The 20,968-nt window shown below is 37.9% G+C and carries 17 protein-coding genes; 12 read left to right on the top strand and 5 right to left on the bottom strand.

Features of this window, described 5'->3' with window-relative positions:
- Positions 1–446: 446 nt before the first annotated feature.
- Both RI196_RS16520 and RI196_RS16515 read left to right on the top strand, forming a co-directional pair.
- Positions 447–1,976 (top strand): malate:quinone oxidoreductase, encoded by a 1,530-nt coding sequence (locus RI196_RS16520; protein ID WP_311066563.1) that lies wholly within the window; start codon positions 447–449, stop codon positions 1,974–1,976.
- A 962-nt stretch (positions 1,977–2,938) separates the two neighbouring features.
- Positions 2,939–3,268 carry an antibiotic biosynthesis monooxygenase family protein gene (locus RI196_RS16515; RefSeq protein WP_130157541.1) on the top strand — a complete coding sequence of 110 codons (330 nt, stop codon included), beginning with the start codon at positions 2,939–2,941 and terminating at the stop codon, positions 3,266–3,268.
- Between the two features lie 452 nt (positions 3,269–3,720).
- Here the strand turns inward: RI196_RS16515 and ald are convergent, their stop codons facing one another.
- From ald to RI196_RS16495, 4 genes are all read right to left on the bottom strand, one after another.
- Positions 3,721–4,851 carry an alanine dehydrogenase gene (gene ald, locus RI196_RS16510; protein ID WP_311066562.1) on the bottom strand — a complete coding sequence of 377 codons (1,131 nt, stop codon included), beginning with the start codon at positions 4,849–4,851 and terminating at the stop codon, positions 3,721–3,723.
- A 112-nt stretch (positions 4,852–4,963) separates the two neighbouring features.
- A complete protein-coding gene (locus tag RI196_RS16505) occupies positions 4,964–6,214 on the bottom strand; it encodes a PucR family transcriptional regulator (RefSeq protein WP_311066561.1) in 1,251 nt (416 codons plus the stop codon).
- Positions 6,215–6,635: 421 nt separating this feature from the next.
- The gene (locus tag RI196_RS16500; protein ID WP_311066560.1) at positions 6,636–6,863 is read right to left on the bottom strand and encodes a hypothetical protein; all 228 of its coding nucleotides are present in this window, start codon (positions 6,861–6,863) and stop codon (positions 6,636–6,638) included.
- 823 nt (positions 6,864–7,686) lie between these two features.
- Positions 7,687–8,442: an amino acid ABC transporter ATP-binding protein gene (locus RI196_RS16495; RefSeq protein WP_063387708.1), complete on the bottom strand. Its 756-nt coding sequence runs from the start codon at positions 8,440–8,442 to the stop codon at positions 7,687–7,689.
- A 1,511-nt stretch (positions 8,443–9,953) separates the two neighbouring features.
- Here RI196_RS16495 and isdC point away from each other — a divergent pair.
- From isdC to RI196_RS16445, 10 genes are all read left to right on the top strand, one after another.
- Positions 9,954–10,631, top strand: a complete 678-nt coding sequence (gene isdC / locus RI196_RS16490; RefSeq protein WP_066250113.1) for a heme uptake protein IsdC — start codon at positions 9,954–9,956, stop codon at positions 10,629–10,631.
- 15 nt (positions 10,632–10,646) lie between these two features.
- A complete protein-coding gene (locus RI196_RS16485) occupies positions 10,647–13,421 on the top strand; it encodes an NEAT domain-containing protein (RefSeq protein ID WP_311066558.1) in 2,775 nt (924 codons plus the stop codon).
- Positions 13,422–13,547: 126 nt separating this feature from the next.
- A complete protein-coding gene (gene isdE, locus RI196_RS16480) occupies positions 13,548–14,429 on the top strand; it encodes a heme ABC transporter substrate-binding protein IsdE (RefSeq protein WP_063387711.1) in 882 nt (293 codons plus the stop codon).
- Between the two features lie 29 nt (positions 14,430–14,458).
- A complete protein-coding gene (locus tag RI196_RS16475) occupies positions 14,459–15,439 on the top strand; it encodes a FecCD family ABC transporter permease (RefSeq protein ID WP_063387712.1) in 981 nt (326 codons plus the stop codon).
- Positions 15,429–16,226, top strand: coding sequence for an ABC transporter ATP-binding protein (locus RI196_RS16470; RefSeq protein ID WP_130157533.1), 798 nt, complete (start codon positions 15,429–15,431; stop codon positions 16,224–16,226). The genes RI196_RS16475 and RI196_RS16470 overlap by 11 nt, the downstream gene beginning before the upstream one ends.
- Positions 16,223–16,990 carry a class B sortase gene (srtB, locus tag RI196_RS16465; protein WP_144598284.1) on the top strand — a complete coding sequence of 256 codons (768 nt, stop codon included), beginning with the start codon at positions 16,223–16,225 and terminating at the stop codon, positions 16,988–16,990. The genes RI196_RS16470 and srtB overlap by 4 nt, the downstream gene beginning before the upstream one ends.
- A 74-nt stretch (positions 16,991–17,064) precedes the next feature.
- A complete protein-coding gene (locus RI196_RS16460; RefSeq protein WP_311066557.1) occupies positions 17,065–18,012 on the top strand; it encodes an ABC transporter substrate-binding protein in 948 nt (315 codons plus the stop codon).
- Positions 18,009–19,004 (top strand): FecCD family ABC transporter permease, encoded by a 996-nt coding sequence (locus RI196_RS16455; protein ID WP_311066556.1) that lies wholly within the window; start codon positions 18,009–18,011, stop codon positions 19,002–19,004. Before RI196_RS16460 ends, RI196_RS16455 begins: the two co-directional genes overlap by 4 nt.
- The gene (locus RI196_RS16450) at positions 18,991–19,806 is read left to right on the top strand and encodes an ABC transporter ATP-binding protein (RefSeq protein ID WP_311066555.1); all 816 of its coding nucleotides are present in this window, start codon (positions 18,991–18,993) and stop codon (positions 19,804–19,806) included. The genes RI196_RS16455 and RI196_RS16450 overlap by 14 nt, the downstream gene beginning before the upstream one ends.
- Positions 19,776–20,108, top strand: coding sequence for an antibiotic biosynthesis monooxygenase (locus tag RI196_RS16445; RefSeq protein ID WP_063387718.1), 333 nt, complete (start codon positions 19,776–19,778; stop codon positions 20,106–20,108). Before RI196_RS16450 ends, RI196_RS16445 begins: the two co-directional genes overlap by 31 nt.
- A gap of 426 nt (positions 20,109–20,534) precedes the next feature.
- Here the strand turns inward: RI196_RS16445 and RI196_RS16440 are convergent, their stop codons facing one another.
- Positions 20,535–20,963, bottom strand: a complete 429-nt coding sequence (locus tag RI196_RS16440; RefSeq protein WP_063387719.1) for an OsmC family protein — start codon at positions 20,961–20,963, stop codon at positions 20,535–20,537.
- Between the last annotated feature and the right edge of the window lie 5 nt (positions 20,964–20,968).

Here is a 20,968-nt window from a genome sequence, read left to right as displayed (position 1 = left end):
TTGTGTAACTGTTCGCGTTTCATCGATATCCCCCTTTAACCAAGATATATCTCATAAAGAGCTCTATTTGACTGCTTATGGATTTTTTTTGATCTTCTTTATCGGTAGAAACTCTTATTTAAACAGCACATCTCATTCGTTCAGGTGATATCTGATGATTGGTGAATAATGGGATATGTTGATGGAGTAAAATGATTCATTTTCAAGAAAAAATTAATTTTAGCGGTCTGGTTATATAAAGTTGATATAGAATCTGTAAATCTATAAATAATCGTGATGGACTTTAATTAGAAATACTAATAATGAACTATACTTAAATAATGATATACTATAATTAAGATATAATTGTTGTAGAAAAGGCGTGTGGCGAAAGCCATGTAGAGCTTTGAATTAGGCAGGTCGCCTGCATCCTTTCTACAAATATTGGGGGATAAGGATGGGGAAAAATGAGTAGCAGACAAACTAACACAGACGTTATTTTAATTGGTGCCGGAATTATGAGTGCGACTTTAGGGACACTGTTGAAAGAATTAGCGCCGGAATGGGAAATTAAAGTGTTTGAAAAACTCGACAAACCAGGAGAAGAAAGCTCTAATGAATGGAATAATGCAGGAACGGGGCATGCTGCACTATGTGAGCTTAACTACACACCCGAGAAACCGGATGGATCTATTGATATTAGCAAAGCTATAAAAATTAATGAACAGTTCCAAGTTTCCAGACAGTTTTGGTCTTACCTTGTAAAAAACAATCTAATACAAAATCCGCAGGAATTCATCAGACCGCTGCCCCACATGAGTTTAGTCCAAGGGGAAAATAATGTGAGATATTTAAAGAAACGTTTTGAAGCGCTATCAAACAATCCATTATTCCAAGGAATGGAATTCTCTGATGACCCGGAAAAACTGAAAGAATGGATTCCGCTTATAATGGAAGGACGTACATCGAATGAACCGATCGCAGCAACCAAAATCGACTCAGGTACGGATGTTAACTTTGGAGCTTTAACACGCATGTTATTTGACTACTTAAAAGAGAAAGAGGTCGAAATATACTACAAGCATAGTGTTAAGGATATTAAACGCACAAGCGACGGTTTGTGGGAATTGAAAGTGAAGGATCTCAATAGCGGTTCAGTTGAAATCCATAAGGCTAAATTCGTATTTATTGGAGCCGGCGGGGGAAGTCTGCACTTGCTTCAAAAATCTGGTATTCCAGAAGGTAAACATATTGGTGGTTTTCCTGTAAGCGGATTATTTATGGTATGTAATAATCCAGAAGTTGTAGAGCAGCATCATGCAAAAGTTTACAGTAAGGCTAAAATTGGTGCACCTCCTATGTCAGTTCCGCACCTTGATACACGGTATATCGACAACAAAAAAACGCTGCTCTTTGGACCGTTTGCAGGCTTCTCGCCTAAGTTCTTAAAAACTGGTTCAAATATGGATTTGTTTGCTTCCGTAAAACCGCACAATTTTGTAACTTTGTTAGCGTCAGCCTTTAAAAACTTTTCTTTGGAAAAATACTTGATCGAGCAGCTTCTGTTAACGAAAGAAAAGCGCATGAATGAGTTGCGTGAATTTATCCCGACGGCTAAATCAGAGGATTGGGATATAGTCGTCGCAGGCCAACGTGTGCAAATTATCAAAGATACTGAAGCTGGCGGTAAAGGAACGATTCAATTTGGTACAGAAGTTGTTACGGCTGCAGATGGTTCGATCGCTGCATTGCTCGGCGCTTCTCCTGGTGCTTCTACTGCCGTACACGTAATGCTTGAAGTAATTAAAAAATGCTTCCCTCAACATTTGAATAAATGGGAACCGAAAATTAAAGAAATGATTCCTTCTTATGGTGTGTCACTAGTGGAAAACCCGGATCTTTTCCATGAACTTCATACTTCAACAGCAGAGACGCTCGGTCTAAACGGACAAGAACCGATCTCTGGTGTAAACGAAAAAGAACCGGTTTATAGTTAATTTCTTGGATGAGAAACAAAGGTGTGGAATGAATAAAGTTTAAAACAGCCACTTTTCATCAATGGATAATTGTTTCTATAATAAAGAAAAGAGACTGATAAGTCAATGATTTTAAAGCAGAGATAATATAAAAAAATTGCAGAATAATAGAATATAATTGAAAATAATCCGTTTTTAAAAATTTTTTGTCACGACGAAAAAAAGAGGGATGTCTAATAAGTCGTTTTTTCGACTTATAGACCTCCCCTTTAATGTTTTAGTAACGTTTATATATTGATGTTTATGTGTTTTTTGTTTTAATGACGTTTTGATTTTTGATATGCCTCCCCATTAGGTAGACAGATTAAAAAATAAAAATCTGTTTATCTTCATGGGGAGTTTTATTATGATAACCAAAAGAGTTTATCCTTACGGTGTTACACACATGCGGAATTTGAATGGAAAGCCATTTTGACAATAAAGAGCTTGCTCTCCCGCAGCCTTAAAAGCATTGTAAAACTTGTGTTCGTAAAAAGACACCTGTCTTGGATAAAATTTAAACTTATTTATCAAGATTGGCAACAATATTGCCACGTAAAAAACATGTTAGGAGTTGATTTCGTTTGACTTCATAAACGTGTGTTTTTTTGTTGCGAACTTTTATATTAAAATAGTTTTTTAAAATAATGAACGAATATTATCTTGGCTAATGGAGTATCTGATACGAAAGCCGGACAAGTAGAGAAACAATTAAATAGTGATAGTGTGCCGGCAATTCAATTTTTCATCTGATGGGGACAGCGGAGCCATATCGTCATATGTTGTGCTGCGGATCAGGCGCTTTGCTATTGGCCATCATCTTTTTAAATGAATTGATTGAGAAGCGTTTTGAAAAAAGATGAATATTTCTTGCGGGTATTATTGAAAATGATAATTGTTATCAAATATAATAATGTATAATCACAATGAAAGGAGTAATGTGAGTGTTTGTTCAAATAAAAACTATTTTAGTGACAGAAGGACATGCCGATCGAATTGTTGACCGCTTCACTTCACAGGGAATAATCGAACAGCAGCCGGGTTTTATTGATTTAAGTGTGCTTAAGAAAAGGCAGAGAAAAGGGAATGAAGAAGTACTCGTTATGATTCGCTGGGAATCAGAAGAGGCTTGGAAAGCCTGGGAGAAGAGCGAGGCTCATCTTGCTGGTCACCGAGCGAACCGAGGCAAGCCTGCTCCCTCCTACATTTTGGAGAGTCGTCAAGATGTCTTCTATGTGCTGGGTCAGAAGGGCTATGTAGAGTCCTCTACTTGATAAAATAAAGCAGCCTCCAGTCCCAAAGTAGGTTTTTCCTGAACATATGCTCTAAAATTTTTTAAATGCCCATTCATTTATAGATGATGGTCAATTGTGAATGGGTGTTTTTTAATTGCTTAAGAATCTATTCATGCGTGGGGTTTCTGGATCCAATTGAGCGTCAAAAAGGATTAGAAGAACTTAAATCATTACTATTAGAAGAATAGTAGATACATAAGAAGGGGAGATCATTGATGGACGCGATCTCCCCTTCGGGATTTTATGATATGCAAAGTCCGTACACGGTGGCATTAAGACACACATCTAATTTTCAGTTGCTGAGTGTTCTTGAAAATTATTATTCAATAATTGGCATGATGTTCCGAAAAAATGCAAATGGACGTTCGTCCATTTAAAGAATCCTAAAAACACCCTTCACAGCTAAGCATGAAGGGTGTTTCATCAGCGTTTTAAGAATACAATCGTTCGGAGATAACGTCATCGACTGGAACATAGTCATAGCCAAGGTCATGTGCTACTGCTTTAAAGGTTATATTCCCATTCATGACGTTCACGCCTGTTTTAATCGCTTCACTTTCTTTAATTGCTTGAACTACACCTTTGGAAGCAATTTGCACAGCATATGGAATCGTGACATTTGTTAGGGCAATTGTTGCTGTACGTGGAACCGCACCTGGAATGTTGGCGACTGCATAATGCAGCACTCCATATTTTTCGATAATAGGATTGTCATGAGTTGTTGCATAATTAATCGTTTCAAAGTTTCCGCCTTGATCAATAGCAACGTCGATTATGACTGACCCGGGCTGCATAGATTTTACCATTTCTTCCGTTACAAGCTTAGGTGCTTTTGCACCGGGAATCAGCACCGAACCGATAACTAAATCGGAGTCTTTGACAGATTCTGCAATATTATAAGGATTTGACATTAACGTCTGCACAGTTGAACCAAAAATGTCTTCTAATTGACGCAGGCGAGCAGGATTTAAGTCAATAATTGTTACACCTGCACCAAGGCCTTGTGCAATTTTTGCTGCATTCGTTCCGACTACACCGCCGCCAATAATCGTGACTTTCCCGCGTTTGACACCAGGAACACCGCTTAGCAGTATTCCCTTTCCTCCTTTAGATTTTTCCAAATATTGCGCCCCGAGTTGAGCTGCCATGCGGCCGGCAACTTCGCTCATTGGTGTCAATAATGGCAGTGTATTATTGACAGTAATTGTTTCATAAGCAATAGCGGTCACTTCATTTTCCACTAAAGCTTTGGCCAATTCCGGTTCATTTGCCAAATGGAGATAGGTAAATAAAATTAACCCTTTTCGGAAATATACATATTCAGCCGGGAGGGGCTCTTTTACTTTCAGAATCATTTCTGCTATTTCCCAAACCTCTGAAGCTCTTTCAACAATCTCGGCACCAGCCTGTTTATACTCTTCATCGGTAAAACCGCTTCCGATTCCAGCGTTTGCTTCAATAACAACTTTATGTCCTGCATTTATTAATTGCACAACCCCTGCAGGTGTGATAGCTACACGATTTTCATTATTTTTAATTTCTTTCGGTACCCCGATGATCATCCTCACCATCTCCTTAAAATAACATCTGCACCACTATCATATCTCTTTTAGTTGAACCTTACTTTATGAAAAAATCAGAAAACCGCAAAAGTAATTTGTGTAAATATACAAATTACTCGACATTCATGCTTTCAAGTTTTAAATCCAGAAATAATGTTATTTTCTGGTTAGGGTCTTTCAGGTTTACTCCTGTTATTTCTACTACTCTTTTTAAACGGTAATTTAACGTATTCGGATGAACATGTAATAATTGCGCTGCTTGATAAACATTGCAGTCACATTCTAAATAACTTTTAAGCGTAAGCAATAAATCGGTGTGATGCTTGAGGTCATACTCTCTTAATTTTTTGATTGCCTCACTTTGATAGTGGTCACGAACTCGGATTTGATAAAGTTCATCTAAAAACTGATAGATGCCGATCTCCTGAAAACTATACTTTTGCTGTAATTCATCGGGGAATTTTTCCTTAAGCCTTAATACTTTCAATGCTTGTTTATAGCTGCAATGAACATGCTCCGGAGAATGATAAACGGAGCCGAAAGCACCAGATATATTTCGGATTTGTAAACGCATACTCATTTTGTTGATAAAATCTTTAATAAAACCGGAAAGAGCGTTAATCGCCTCTTTTTCTGTTCTGAGCCGGGTAAGCAATATTAGTTGATTTTGATCAAATAATTTGCTGACTACTTGAACTTGGTGCAATGTTTCAGCTAAATAATAGGCATGTTTTTCAATAGCTTGTGTTATATCATTTTCAAAGTTAATGATAGCAACAGCAAGCCTTCCATCCAGATTAACCCCAACTCGTTTAGCCTGGTGTTTAATCTTAGACACATCGTTCAGATGACCTGTTAATAGCTTCCATAGAAATTCTTGATGACTCTCTTCTTCTTTTCGTTTTCTTATTCGCTGAAGGAGGAGCTGGTTTTTCACAAGCTTTGCAGCTTCCTTGAGCAAATGCAATTGATCATCGTCCATTGTTTTATCATTGATTTGTGCCCATATAAAACCTAAAACCTCATTATGTTTTCGAATCGAAACAGCGACACGGTTGCCTAGTCCAACTTCTTTGATTGCAGGGACAATAACAGGTTCATCGCTTTCGAACAGTTTTGCCATAATCCCATTTTTCCAAAGGCTGTTAATGATTTTATCTGGCACTTTTCTACTCATAATCGTGGCCATTCTTGCTTCATCTACATTTTCTTTATGTCTGCTGTAGGAAATGATCTGATGATTTGAATCCTCTATCGTAATTGGACATTCAAGCATTTCACCAATACGGTCTGCCAAAAGGTCTAGGGAATCGTCTTGCCGCAACTGCGAAAGTAATTGTGGATAGCCTAATGAATTCCTCATTAATTCTTGCCCCCTTTTGCATTTTTACAGTCTTAAATCCAATAATGAAGGGTCAATTGAAATGAACAAGAATCACCCGTTTAGTCGATCATTATTGAAAAAATTCTAAACAATTAGAAGAGTCTAAACAATATTCATGCCAAAATATCCTGCGCAAGAAGCTCATACCGCCGAAGGTAACATAAAGAGTAATATAGCGAAAAAAAGAATATCTACATGGTCAGCCAAACACCGAGAATCGCAGATTACATTTTGTTTGCTTCTATAAATGCAGCCAATTCTCCAAGGATTTACAGTTATGAAGAAAACTAAATATTTGCTTTTCCTTTTTCATTTACGTGTTTTGCTAATTTCATGATATTGATTTTTCCTAAATTCGGCCTGGCTTTCCTTTTTGATTGATCGATTCTTTGCCGATCATTTATCCTGCAAAAGGGATGTAATACGAAAAATTACTAATAGGAAACGCGATTTTTGCTAAGTAGAAAAACACGGGGTCAGCATATATAAAAATCTCTGTTAGTTCATAGTTATTTTTAATTAATCTTGCCGATTGTTCAGCAGTTTCACAAATCAAAGGTGTCGTCATCAATTCATTACATTCGGCAGCGATCATGGTATTAGGCTCAAGCACAACATCTGCAATCATTAATTGAATGATTCCACCTCCTTAAAATGGTTTTAATAATCTATAATGAAAATATTCCGTCTTTATTAAAAGCAGCATCCCATTTAAACTGTCTTTAAATAGATTATTTTTTTAAAATGCAGCATTCTCAATATTATCGTCAGGAAATCTGACAAATTATAAAAAGTAAACGTTTTCAAAATTACCTATTTTAGAAAAAGTTGGCGAACGTATAGGATAAAATCTGGGTAAAACCGATGAACTGCTTGTTCATTGCATAGACAACAATGCTTACATTTTGCCGGGTTCCAAAAGAATAGGACATTTTTGCCGGAAACATATGGATAGATATTCAGCTTTGTATAATTGCCACTTGATCGAAATCTTCCTTGAAAAACTTCTTCGTATAACGGGTGAGAATTTGCATTACTGTTGGATCAATAAAGTGCTTGTACTCATGCATTTCGAAAGAATACAGCGCTGCTGAACAGTGCTATGCTGATGCTATTATTTTACCACGTTCTTGAGAAACTTGCTTTTGCTTGTCGTGTCGTTAAAATATTTGGCTGTTGTGGATATTTAATACTTTAATGGGAAACGCTGGCTCATTTCGAAGGTTCTTTATTTTACGGGAGCTTCCACGTCCTGATATGTTCATTCCGTAGGATGCCCAGTGGAAACAGCTTGAATAGTGGTGCTCGTAAAGGATATGGAGGAAATCAATCAATATTCGGCAAAAGCCCTAAACAATTGTATGGAATCGTTTAGGGCTAGGAATTTTAGGAGGTTTCTGTGTTTGGGCCTGTATTTACAGTGATGTGAAAGGACAGAGGCTGTTCACTTTTTAAATATAGTAAGTAAAATCCTCGGGTATTACCCGCTTTAAGAACTGTTTTGTTCTTTCTTCTTTTGGGTGTGTGAAAATTTCTTTAGGTGATCCTTCTTCTACAATGACTCCGCCATCCATAAAAATCACCCGATTGGCAACATCTTTCGCAAAAGACATTTCATGAGTTACAACCAACATTGTTGTTCCTTCTTTGGCAATTTGCTTCATAACTGTTAAAACTTCACCAACTAATTCCGGATCCAGTGCTGAAGTTGGTTCATCAAATAAAATGATGTCTGGATTTAAAGCAATCGCTCTTGCAATGCCAACCCTTTGCTGCTGCCCGCCCGATAATTCACTAGGGTAAGCATTGTATTTGTGGGACAGTCCTACTTTATCCAATGCTTTTTTTCCAATTTCATTCGCTTTTTCTTTTGGAATCTTCCTGCCAATAATAAGCCCCTCTGTTACATTTTCTAATGCTGTTTTATTATTAAACAAATTGTAATTTTGAAATACAAATGCAGTCTTTTGTCTTATTGCATGAATTTGTTTTCTAGTTGCTTTATGAAGATCAACCTGAATATCCCCAAAAATTGCCTGACCTTGATCTGCTTTTTCAAGAAAATTTATGCATCTTAGCAATGTTGTCTTTCCTGATCCGCTCGGTCCAAGAATGACGACAACATCCCCTTTATCTATTTTTAAATCAACTCCGTTTAAAACTTTGTTTTTCCCAAATGATTTATGTACATTTTTAATTTCCAGCATGTTATCCACCTCTTGCCTTCAAGCTTAAGTCTGGTAGTTTTATAAATATTCTCCAAAACTACATATCAATATAAAATTCAAAAAATTGCGACATGCTAGGCTCTTAATATTATTTCATGCAATGGCACCCTATGACTTAATGATGTGCTTTAATAAAATTGACAGTGGCTGTACAAAAATTTGAAAGTGCTGCAGCCGGCGTTTGAGGAATGAGCATTCTAAATGCCTGAACATTTATTAATCCAACTGACTATGCAGTCACAAATTATATATGATTTCATTTGCATAAGGATAGGCTCTGTCATATGCAAGCTTTTGAATCACTATTTTTGCAGTGTCAAATGATGAACGAGAGGATGTATTTGATCCACACCCTGTTAGTAGATGAGTAATGCTAAATCTGTACCTGCCGCTTCGTCGTCTGCACCTTTTATCCATTCAAAAATCTGTACCATCTAATTGAGTCGTTTTAAATTTAAATCATACTATTTAGCTAGGTTTAATTTTCTATAATAATAGATCTTAATAATTTGAAAGTCAACAGTTGATTGTACAGATCGGACAAATTGATAAAAAGAAATGAGAGTTACTAGTATTATGAGCTTGTTTTGAAGTTTCATTGTAGGTGCAGCGAAAATATTATTGTTTGAAGAATGTCATATGTATTTTCAATACTTTATTGCCTAGTTGTAAACTCATATAGAATAGCTGGCGGATATTATTTAAAAAAATTATTCAAAAATAATTAATTCCGTTTTACACTCGATTTCGTATGCACACTTTTTTAAAAAAGTTTATGTCTAATTTTTACCGTTTTTGTATCTGCTTTATATTACTTTTTTATAGAATCTAAACTTATTTTTATGGAGATAACAGCTTCTCCATACATATTTTTATGGAGTTCATATTGCGTTATCGATACATAAAGAAGAAAGTGCTGGTACAAACATTAAATTTTCTTAATAAAGTTTAATCAATGAAAAAGCATTTTTTAAAAAATACTCCAAGTCTTCCATTTCATTTTCCCCTTGGCCTTAACAGCTTTATTACCCTACCACGTTTCCGGAAAAAGGGAACTGATCTAATTTGTTGCATCTCCATTTTTTCTTCTATTCATTTTGTTAATCGATAGCTTATATTCACATGAATAATACACTGTCCGAATAATTTTTCAGACATAAAGCGAATCAATCATTCCGATAAATACAAATTATTTTTTTATGGATGAAATTCAATTAAACAAGATTTTTCTATTTTCCTGTAAAAAATTCGACTAAAGTCTTCTAATACGGAGTATCCCACTGAATAAAAAACTACTAAATGAAAAATTTCTATAATGATGGAAAACTGGAAGATTCATAAAAATTTATTGACAATGAGAATCGTTATTAATAAAATGACTCTTGAGATTGAGAATCATTATTGATAAGTGGCCGAAAGGGGGAAAGCTATTTAATTCTGGAATATAACAATCTATTAATTAAATTTTAAAGGAGGGTACGGATCAAAAAATGAAAAAAATTTTTTCAGTCGTCTTTTTACTATTTGTAGTTTTTTATGCTTCATTGCCGGCATCGGCGAATAATTCCTTGGCTGATGGAACATATACCATCAACTATAAAGTTTTAAAAGCAGATAATGATTCGGTATCCATGGCCAATGATTATTGGGAAAAGCCTGCAAAACTAATTGTGAAAAATGGCAAATACTTCGTTCAAGTAAGATTAAATCATAGTTCGTGGATTAAAGAATTTAAAGTTTCTAATGTGGATACAAAAGTGATAAGCACAGATACTTCTGCAAATAAAAGAGTTGCGCAATTTGAAGTAGATCAAGTTCCCGACATTGTAACCTCTCAAATACATGTTTATATTCCAGAAGACGAATTTCCTGGAGAGGGTGTTTATGACAGCCATTACACAATAAGACTAAAGTTTGATCAAAATAGCATTAAAGCTGTTAGCTCAGATTCTAATAGTTCAAACGAATCATCTACCTCTGCTTCTACAAAAACAAGCAATGAAAAAAGTAGTCAAAATAAAACAAACAATCAAAATGAAACAGACAAGCAGACAGAAAATAATCCGGAAACTAGTGACAGCACGTCACTTTATGTTTTCGTCGGTTTATTTTTATTATCTGCAGCATTTCTAATTTTTAAATTCAAATCTAGATTTAAAGTTTCGTAGAAGGGGAGGTTTCTTGTGAAGAAAAGGATTAGAAAGTTTTTTGCCATTTTTATGGTTTTCCTGCTATTATTGCCGACCGTCAAAATACAGCCTGTTTTTGCTGAATCGGCTTTAGCAGACGGAGAATACACGATTGGCTTTAGGGTCTTGAAAAACGGAACAGAAGATACCTCGACAATGGACGGCTATACCGTGAAGCCGGCCGGCTTAACAGTGCAGAACGGCAAAACATATGTATCAGTGACATTAAAAAGCAGCGAATGGATTAAAACCTTTCAAGTAGAACGAAATGGTGAATACGTCGATGCGGAGGTTGTATCGACGAATGAAGCAGAAAACACGAGAGTCGTCAAGTTTGAAGTGGATGATTTGACGAAAAAACTGAATGTTCAAACAAGAGTCGCCGTACCAGGTGTATATGATACAGTTCATACGGTTCAATTCCAATTTGATGTAAACAGCATTACACCAGTGCAGGCAGAGCAGCCGGAAGAGGGCGGGCAAGAGCCTGAAAATCCGGGTCAAGAAGATGGGGAAGAGCCGAAAGATCCAACTCCTGGAGATACTGAGCCAAATCCGCAGCCGGGAGAAGATGGCAATCAAGATGAGCAGCCTGCGGACCAGCTTCAAGACGGCGAATATACGATTGGCTTTAGGGTCTTGAAAAACGGAACAGAAGATACCTCAACAATGGACGGCTATACTGTGAAGCCAGCTGGTTTAACAGTGCAGAACGGCAAAAAATACGTCTCAGTGACGTTAAAAAGCAGCGAATGGATTAAAACATTTCAAGTAGAACGAAACGGTGAATATGTCGATGCGGAGGTTGTATCGACGAATGAAGCAGAAAACACGAGAGTCGTCAAGTTTGAAGTAGATGATTTGACGAAAAAACTGAATGTTCAAACAAGAGTTGCCGTACCAGGTGTATATGATACGGTTCATACTGTTCAATTCTTGTTTGATGTAGACAGCATTACACCAGTGCAGGATGGACAGCCGGATGAAGGCGGCCAAGAGCCTGAAAATCCGGGTCAAGAAGATGGCGAGGAACCGAAAGATCCAGCACCTGGAGAAGACGGCGATCAAGATGAACAGCCTGGAGAACAGGTTCAAGACGGAGAATACACGATTGACTTGACAGTGTTCAAAAACGGGACAGATGATATCTCATCAATGGATAACTATACAGAGAAGCCGGCCCGTTTAACAGTGCAGAACGGCAAAAAATACGTCTCAGTGACGTTAAAAAGCAGTTCATTAATTAAAAGCTTTAAAGTAGAGCGAAATGGCGAATATGTCGATGCAGAGGTTGTATCGACGAATGTAGAAAAAAATACAAGAGTCGTCAAGTTTGAAGTAGACGATTTAACAAAAAAATTGAATGCTCAATTGACTGTTTCGGTTCCGAACATGTATGAAATGACGCATACCGTCCAATTCAAGTTTGACGTAGACAGCATTACACCAGTGCAGGATGGACAGCCGGAAGAAGGAGGCCAAGAGCCTGAAAATCCGGGACAAGAAGATGGCGAGGAACCAAATGATCCAGCACCTGGAGATAATGAGCCAAATCCGCAGCCGGGAGAAGATGGCGATCAGGATGAACAGCCTGCTGAAGAGCTTCAAGACGGCGAATATACGATTGACTTTAAGGTCTTGAAAGACAAGACAGAAGATATCTCGATGATGGATGGCTATACTGTGAAACCGGCTCACTTATCGGTGAAGGATGGCAAAAAATACGTCTCCGTGACGTTAAAAAACAGCGGATGGATTAAAACCTTTCAAGTAGAGCGAAACGGTCAATATGTCGATGCGGAGGTTGTATCGACGAATGACGTAGAAGACACAAGAGTCGTCAAGTTTGAAGTGGACGATTTAACGAAAAAACTGAATGTTCAAACAAGAGTTGTTATACCGCAATATGGTTATGATGGATCTTATACGGTTCAAATCCAGTTTGATGTAGACAGCATCAAACCAGTGAAGAAGGATCAGCCGGATGAGGATGGACAAAAACCAGAAGATCCTGGGAAAGATCCGGGTACAAATAAGCCTGGAGACAATCCATCGAACAATAACAATCAAAATTCTGGAAATAACAATGGCGGCCAAACAAGAAATGAGTTGGCTGACGGTTTATATACCGTGGAATTTACTGTATTAAAAAATGGTACAGAAGAACCGTCAATGGTCAATGATTATGTTGTCAGCCCGGCACTATTAACTGTAAAAAATGGACAATTAGATGTTGCGTTCACATTGCTAAAAAGCTCATGGATCACGAAATTACAAGTGGAAAGAAACGGCCAATATCAAGATGTGGAAGTGCGAAGCAAAAATGAAAAAGAAGATACAAGAGTAGTAGGTTTCCCGATCGAAGATTTATCTAAAAAAGTGAATGCTAAGATCAAGGTGGATATTCCAGATCTTCAATATCACAATACGTATGATATCCAAATTGCTTTTGATCCAGATAGTGTAAAACCATATGATGGAACAGGCGTTCCAACGAAGAATACGAATTCCACCGATCAAGATCAAAACCAAAATCAAGATCAAAATCAACAAAATAGCAATAGCGATGACGATTCACTAACCTTTAACCGAGATGCAGATCAACAGTCGACAGACGATGACGCTTCCAATAACTCAAATAATTCAACCGTGAATGCCAAAACGGCTGATCTTTCCCAAATTGGTTTGTATTTGGCATTGCTGCTAGGATCTCTTGCCATCATAGTTTGGAAGAATCGCTCAAGGCTCCTTATTCATTTGAAAAAATAACCTGACTGTTGTCTTGATGCGGACATGCGCATCAAGACAACATTTTCTTATTTAAAAAATATGACAACGACTTTTTAGGTCGGTCGAAAGCGGGGAGGCTTTGTTTAAGTGTGTAAACAAAGAAGAATGGGATGGCTGATCCTTTTGATAATGCTGCTGGTTGTCGTCGCCGGTTGTTCTTCATCTGCTGCTGAATCAACGGAACAAAAAAAGCCGAAAAAACAGGATCATCGAGTTGTCTCATTATCTGTTGCCGTTACGGAAATTTTTGATGCGTTAGATATTGATTTAGTTGGCGTCCCCACAAGCAGCAAAAAACTGCCGGAGCGGTATAAGAATGCGAAAAGAGTGGGGTATGCTAAAAATCCTGATATGGAAGTTTTGATGTCTTTAAAACCTACTGATGTATACTCTGTTTCAACTATTCAATATGATTTAGAGCCAGTGTTTGAAAAACATAACGTTCAAGTAGATTTTTTGGATTTAACCAGTCTTCAATCAATGGAAAAGGAAATTCTTGCACTCGGAGAAAAATATGAACGACAAAAACAAGCGAAGAAGATCGTTGATAGATTCGAAAAAAAAGTAAAAGAAATCCAGAAAAAAACTCGTAACTTGGAAAAACCAAATGTTTTAATCTTACTCGGAGTTCCCGGAAGTTACTTAGTGGCAACAGAGCATTCCTATATTGGCGATCTAGTGAAATTGGCGGGTGGAAACAACGTGATTCAAGGAGAGAAAGTGGAGTATTTAGAATCTAACACAGAATATTTATATGAATCCAATCCCGATGTCATATTAAGGCTTGCTCACGGCATGCCGGAGGAAGTAGTCAAAATGTTCGATGAAGAATTTAAGAAGAACGATATATGGAAGCATTTTGATGCTGTCAAAAATGGCAGGGTGTATGATCTGGAAGAAGAATTGTTCCCGACTACCGCAACCATTCGAGCGGATGAAGCTTTAGATGAATTGGTGAAATATTTGTATCCTGAGTTTCATGAATAAGCGGACAAAAAAGAAAAGGGTGCTGATCCATGAAGAAAACGTGGCTAACTTTTGCAGTGGTGACCACAATGCTGGTTGTTGTCACTTTTTTCTCTATTGTGAACGGAAGTTTGGAAATTGGCGTTGCTGAGTTGATCAGAGGCCTTTTGTTTGGTGGAAATGAAGATGTAGAAGTCATAAAAGATATGAGATTTCCGCGGATCATTGTGTCCCTTTTTGCTGGAGCAAATTTGGCGGTATCGGGATTATTATTGCAGGCAGTCATGAGAAATCCTTTGGCGGAAGCTGGGATCATCGGGATTTCTTCAGGAGCCAATTTTGTTGCATTAACTATGATCAGCTTCTTTCCTACGTTGTTTTTTTGGATGCCGCTGTTTGCTTTTCTTGGAGGGATACTTGCCTGTTTTCTTGTCTATTCCTTTTCATGGAAATCAGGGCTCAGCCCCCTTCGATTAATTTTAGTTGGGGTGGCAGTCAATGCGGTGTTTACTGCATTATATGAATCCTTTAACTACAGAGGTTATACGACAACCAGTTCTGCGAAAGCTACTGCATCAACATTATCTCAACAAACGTGGGACGATGTTCAAACAATTGTTATATATGGTTCCATCGGTTTAATATTGTCCTTGCTCGTTTATTCTTGGTGCAACATGCTGGCTTTACAAGATAAAACGGCGCGAAATCTGGGGCTTCACGTGACAAGAGCTCGGGTTATTATATCTGCGATTGCAGTTTATTTGGCAAGCGTCACAACCGCAACTGTTGGGGTCATTGCATTTGTCGGTTTGCTAATTCCCCATATTGGACGGCTATTAGTCGGTTCAGATTATAAAATATTAACACCATTCTCCATTTTATCAGGAGCTTTGCTTATTTTAACGGCCGACACAATCGGACGGGTGTTTTTAGCGCCGACGGAACTTCCTGCATCCATTATTATGTCATTAATCGGCGGTCCCTTTTTGATTATATTGATTAGAAGGAGTGATCGCATCTATGGAGGTTAAAAATGTTTCATTTTCATATAATCAAAAAGAGGATCAGTTAAAATCAATTAACCTTGCTGTTGAACCTGGTAAAATTACGACGATTATCGGTCCGAATGGATGCGGAAAGTCCACATTATTAGAAGTTATGTCTAGCCACAATGCACCGCAAAAAGGCCAGATTATTTTGGACGGAAAATTGATTCAACAATATAAGCCGAAGGAATTGGCGAAGAAACTATCGGTTGTTCATCAAAAAAATGAAATTCCTTTTGATATCAATGTCGAAAACCTGGTGAGCTACGGCCGCATGCCGTATAAAAGATTTTTTCATCATCATAACTCAGAAGAGGATGAAGAAGTGATTGATTGGGCGCTTTCCATTACCAATTTACAATCAAAACGAAAAGAAAAAGTAGAACAGCTGTCTGGGGGAGAAAGACAGCGAGTTTGGATAGCGATGGCATTGGCGCAAAAAACCCCTATTTTGTTTTTGGATGAACCGACAACATATTTGGATGTTTATTATCAATTCGAAATTTTAGAGCTCATCAAGAAGTTAAACAGGGAGTATAACATTACGATTGTGATGGTGCTGCATGATATGAATCAAGCCATTCGTTATAGTGATTGGATTATTGTGATGAAAAACGGCGAAATTGTGACGGAAGGTTCTCCAAAAGAAGTGATCACGGAAGGAATGATTGAAAGCATTTATGGGGTAAGAGCCATAGTCAATCATAATGATCAAAGCGGATTTTATGTTGTGCCAATGGGAGTTGCTAGAAGGAATGACAATGCGACATGAATGATCGGGGATTGAGAAAGATCATTGGGAAACTCGTTAGCATTGTTTGCATTGGGATTTTGTTTTTTTCAGCGTATCAAATTATAAGTATCCTTTACGATTACTATACAAACCGGCAAGTTTTAGCTGAAATACAAGAGGTTTATCAAGAAAATCGTACCGAGAGAACTTCTCACGAAGGCAAGGACTTTGAAAGAATTCGTTCGTCTTTTATTGAATTGCAGCGCATTAACCAAGATATTGTTGGTTGGATTGAAATTCCCGACACATACATTTCGTATCCGATTCTTCAAGCGGAAAACAATGAGTTTTATTTAACAAGAAATTATAAAAAAGAGAAATCGAGGGCTGGAAGCATTTTTATGGATTATCGAAATGATGTGAAAGGCCTAAATCAAAATGTTATCCTTTACGGACATCGTATGAAAGATGACACGATGTTTGGACAATTAGATAAATATCTGGATGAATCGTTTTTCCAGCATCACCGCACCATTTATTTTGATACGTTATATGAAAGCTACGATGCTGAAATCTTTTCAGTATATAAAACGACTACAGATTTTTATTATATCGATACTGAATTTTCCTCTGATGACGAATTTTTATCATTTGTCAATCAGTTAAAAAATCGTTCCATTTATAAGACCGATATTGATATCGAACCGAATGATCAAATTTTAACTTTATCTACTTGTGATTACACGTTTCCTGGAGGAGAAGGGAGACTTGTCATACATGCAAAATTAAAGAAGAACAAGTAAATGGTTGAAAATTTTGAAAATAACAATTGACAATGATAATCATTTTTAATTAAAATGATAAAGGAGGGATACTTTTGAAAACAAAACTTTTCCAAATCACCCTCACGTTTTTCTTATTGCTCTTATTTACCGGATGCGGGGTAAAAGGAACTGAATCAACAGGAGGGACAAAAGTAACAGAAAGCAAAGTGAAAGTGACCGATGCATCAGGTCGTGAAGTTGCTTTTGACACTCATCCGAAAAAATTTGCTTCATTAACGATCGGTGATATGGATATCATTCATCAATTAGGAGGGGAAATTGTCGGCAGGCCTAGTACGAAGGTAGAGATACCGGAAGAATTAGTAAAAGTAGAAGAAATCGGAAATACACACCAGCCGAATATAGAGAAGATCGTAAGTTTGAAGCCAGATGTGTTAATTGCCAATGTTGGTTTTGATAAAAACATCCCCGCATTGGAGAATCAAGGAATACAAACTATCATGACGGAAGCGAATTCCATTGAAGATATAAAGAAAAACATCGAAACATATGGAACTCTTCTCGGTAAAGAATCGAAAGCTCAAGAGTTGATTAAACAAATCGAGCAAGTCGTTGAGAAGCAAACGGAAGCTTCCGAAGCTCAAGCATTGCTTGTTTATGGAGCACCTGGATCATTTTTAGCAGCTCTCCCAACGTCATTGGCAGGAGATATTTTAGAAAAATCGGGTGGAATCAATGTAGCATCGAACTTTCCAAAGTTAAAAGAATATCCGCAATACGCTCAATTAGCGGTAGAACGTGTGGTGGAAGCTGATCCAGATATCATTTACTTAATCACACACGGTGATCCTAGCGGGGTAGAAAAAGCATTTAAACAAGAAATGGAAAAAAATGCAGCTTGGAAAAACTTAGATGCAGTAAAAAAAGGAAACATTGTGGTGCTGCCATCGAATTTGTTTGGCACTAATCCGGGGACAAAGATCACAGAAGCAGTGGAATATATGCGTCAAAGCTTGAAAGATATAGGAAAGGATTCATGATGAATCGAAAGAAACGAATATGGCTTATCATCATTCTGATCATCTTATTGTTTCTAAGCGTATTCTATAGCCTGACAGCAGGCAGTATCTCTATTTCATTTAAGGAAATTTTTGCGGATATGGGCGATAAGGAATCGTTAGTGTACCGTGTTGTTTGGGATTTGCGGCTCCCAAGGATTCTCGTTGGGCTGCTTGTCGGCATGTGTTTAGCGGTTTCGGGTGCGATTTTACAAGGTGTAATGAAAAACCCGCTTGCGGATCCCGGTATTATTGGCGTGACGTCTGGGGCAGGACTGGCAGCGACGGTGATCATGGTGCTATATCCCGATCAACTGCACATTTTGCCTTTAGCAGCCTTTCTTGGCGCTTTTCTTACGGCTATGCTCATTTATTTGCTAGCTTGGCAAGATGGAACTTCCATTGTTCGAATTATGCTGGTCGGGATTTCAATCAACGCCTTTTTAGGTGCGATCATGTCATGTATTATGATTTTACATAGCGACAAAGTTCAAGCGGTTCTGCCGTGGCTAAATGGCGGGATTAGCGGCGTAAGCTGGGTGCATGTAGAGATGATTGTTTATTATGCCATTTTTGCACTGGCATTAGCATTTTTTTCTATCAAACATATCCGCATGCTGATGCTGGGGGATGAGGTAGCCACTTTATTAGGCCATCAAGTGGAAAGAAGCAGATTTTTCTTAATTTTTGTCAGTGCTCTTTTAGCTGGAATAGCCGTCAGTGTTGCCGGACTGGTAGGATTTGTAGGTCTTATCGTTCCGCATATCATTCGATTGCTCATCGGAAACGATTATCGTTATTTGCTGCCATTATCCTGTGTAGGCGGCGGCATACTCGTTGTGTTCGCAGATGCTGCGGCAAGAAGCTGGTTTGATCCTATTGAACTGCCGGTAGGGATCCTGCTGTCTTTTCTAGGCGGTCCGTTTTTCCTATATTTGGTCTTTAAAGGGGGAGTGAAGCATGCTCACCGTTAAAGATCTGACTTACCACCATTCCAAACGATTCGGCATCAACGAAATGAATCTGGAATTGCCAAAGGGTGAAGTGATTAGTATTATCGGGCCTAATGGATCAGGAAAATCCACCTTGCTGCGGCTCATCGCTGCCTTATTACAGCCCCAAAATGGCGAGATCATTCTCAATGGAAAAAATATCGTTTCTGCGAATCGAAAAGATATCGCAAAACAATTAACTATGCTGCCGCAAACACATGATGTTACGCTCGATTTTACCGTACGTGAATTAGTAGAGTTCGGCAGGAACCCTTATAAACGCAAATTTGCCCCATTCAGTCAAGAAGATAAAGAAATCGTTGATTGGGCGTTAGATCTTGCCAATGTGAAACAATATGAACATCAACACTTGTCTTCCTTATCAGGAGGCGAGAGGCAAAGAGCGTGGATTGCGATGGTTCTTGCCCAGAGTACTGAATATTTATTATTGGATGAACCGACCACGTTTTTAGATATTGTACATCAATTGGAAATTTTGGAGGTTGTCCAAACGATCAATCAACAGTATAACAGGACGGTCATCATGATTCTTCACGATCTGAATCAAGCCGCACAGTATAGTGACCGCTTAATCGTGATGAAAGACGGGACGATTTATCAACAAGGCAGTCCAGAGGAAGTATTTTCGGAAAAAATGTTTGAAGAGGTATTTGGTATTTCTGTCTCCATCCATGATATGGATGGAAAACCAATGTTTATTCCAAAACGATTCAAAAGAAAGGGGAAAAAAGAATGTACATCGTTACCAATTCCATTCGCGTGAAAAAAGGATATTCCGGAAAGTTAGTGGAGCGTTTTAAAATTAGAAAGGGAATTGAGAAATTTCCTGGGTTCATTCGTTTAGATCTCTTAGTAACAGACGGATTAAAAGATTATGACGAAGTTCGTGTATACACAACATGGGAGAACAAAGAAAGCTTCGAAGGTTGGTTCCACAGCGATGTGTTCCAAAAAGCGCATGAAAATCGAAAACAACATGACTATGTTATTGGAAATCAAGTGTCCTTCCATGAGCTAGCATATTCCTATGTAAAAGAAGATGAGCGTGCTGTCGAAAATTTATAAATAAAAAATGGCAGAACGATTTTTGTGAAGAAGGTTACAAAAATTGATTGGAAAAAGAATAGATATCCGAATTGCGGCCTTTTCCAAATGAATTGCGGGAAAAGGTCGTTTATTTTTTTCAGCAAAAACAAAAAATGTGGCACGGGGCTGTCCAGAAAGTCAAATCCCTATTGAAAACCAAAAATCATTAACATCGATATTTCATAAAAGGGGGGCCGTCAATAAGCCGAAAAAACGACTTATTAGACAGCCCCAATCAAGAAAATAGTTAGTTAAAACCGCAAACACTCCGGCTTGGACAGCGGAACAGCTGTTAGAAACAAGAAAATAGGTAGTTAAAGGCAGCTGCTAAAACAAAATTTGTATAAAAAATGATTGCAAAAGATTTTTCAATATCCTTTGCAATCAAAACTTTACTTCGTTTTTTCACTCTTTTTCAGCAGGAATTTCTTTGCCGTTCAATATTAGTTTGAACGTAACGTCACCCTTTAAAGATGCAGAAACCGCACAATATTTTTGTTTGCCTAATTGGATGGCGCGCCAAACTTTTTTCGGCGTTATATCCCCATTTACTGTAAATGTGATGGTATAAGCGGTGAAAGAAGAGGGCAATTCTTCGCGACGCGTGCCGTCGACTGTAATATCAATTGCCTCAATATGATCTAATTCATGTCTTAAAATCATCGTTACATCAATTCCAATGCAGCCGGCAAGAGCCGCTAGAAGCATTTCTGTTGGGGTTGCGGCACTTCCTTCTCCACCGTAGTTTTCCGTGGCATCCATTGCCATTTTGTATCCGGATGGACCGACTGCTTCAAAAGCACGGCCGCCCTGCCATGTTGCTTTAATTTGCATATTGT

The sequence above is a fragment of the Aeribacillus composti genome, from assembly GCF_031760945.1.
Classification (GTDB): Bacteria; Bacillota; Bacilli; order Bacillales; family Aeribacillaceae; genus Aeribacillus; species Aeribacillus composti.
This window is presented reverse-complemented; position numbering and strand designations above follow the sequence as displayed.

What these genes read in the sequence shown, in the direction of transcription:
- RI196_RS16520 (WP_311066563.1), top strand. Translation starts at nt 447, where the DNA reads ATGAGTAGCAGACAAACTAACACAGACGTTATTTTAATTGGTGCCGGA.
- ald (WP_311066562.1), bottom strand. Translation starts at nt 4,851, where the DNA reads ATGATCATCGGGGTACCGAAAGAAATTAAAAATAATGAAAATCGTGTA.
- RI196_RS16505 (WP_311066561.1), bottom strand. Translation starts at nt 6,214, where the DNA reads ATGAGGAATTCATTAGGCTATCCACAATTACTTTCGCAGTTGCGGCAA.
- RI196_RS16500 (WP_311066560.1), bottom strand. Translation starts at nt 6,863, where the DNA reads ATGATTGCAGATGTTGTGCTTGAGCCTAATACCATGATCGCTGCCGAA.
- RI196_RS16495 (WP_063387708.1), bottom strand. Translation starts at nt 8,442, where the DNA reads ATGCTGGAAATTAAAAATGTACATAAATCATTTGGGAAAAACAAAGTT.
- isdC (WP_066250113.1), top strand. Translation starts at nt 9,954, where the DNA reads ATGAAAAAAATTTTTTCAGTCGTCTTTTTACTATTTGTAGTTTTTTAT.
- isdE (WP_063387711.1), top strand. Translation starts at nt 13,548, where the DNA reads ATGGGATGGCTGATCCTTTTGATAATGCTGCTGGTTGTCGTCGCCGGT.
- RI196_RS16475 (WP_063387712.1), top strand. Translation starts at nt 14,459, where the DNA reads ATGAAGAAAACGTGGCTAACTTTTGCAGTGGTGACCACAATGCTGGTT.
- RI196_RS16470 (WP_130157533.1), top strand. Translation starts at nt 15,429, where the DNA reads ATGGAGGTTAAAAATGTTTCATTTTCATATAATCAAAAAGAGGATCAG.
- srtB (WP_144598284.1), top strand. Translation starts at nt 16,223, where the DNA reads ATGAATGATCGGGGATTGAGAAAGATCATTGGGAAACTCGTTAGCATT.
- RI196_RS16455 (WP_311066556.1), top strand. Translation starts at nt 18,009, where the DNA reads ATGATGAATCGAAAGAAACGAATATGGCTTATCATCATTCTGATCATC.
- RI196_RS16450 (WP_311066555.1), top strand. Translation starts at nt 18,991, where the DNA reads ATGCTCACCGTTAAAGATCTGACTTACCACCATTCCAAACGATTCGGC.
- RI196_RS16445 (WP_063387718.1), top strand. Translation starts at nt 19,776, where the DNA reads ATGTACATCGTTACCAATTCCATTCGCGTGAAAAAAGGATATTCCGGA.
- RI196_RS16440 (WP_063387719.1), bottom strand. Translation starts at nt 20,963, where the DNA reads ATGCAAATTAAAGCAACATGGCAGGGCGGCCGTGCTTTTGAAGCAGTC.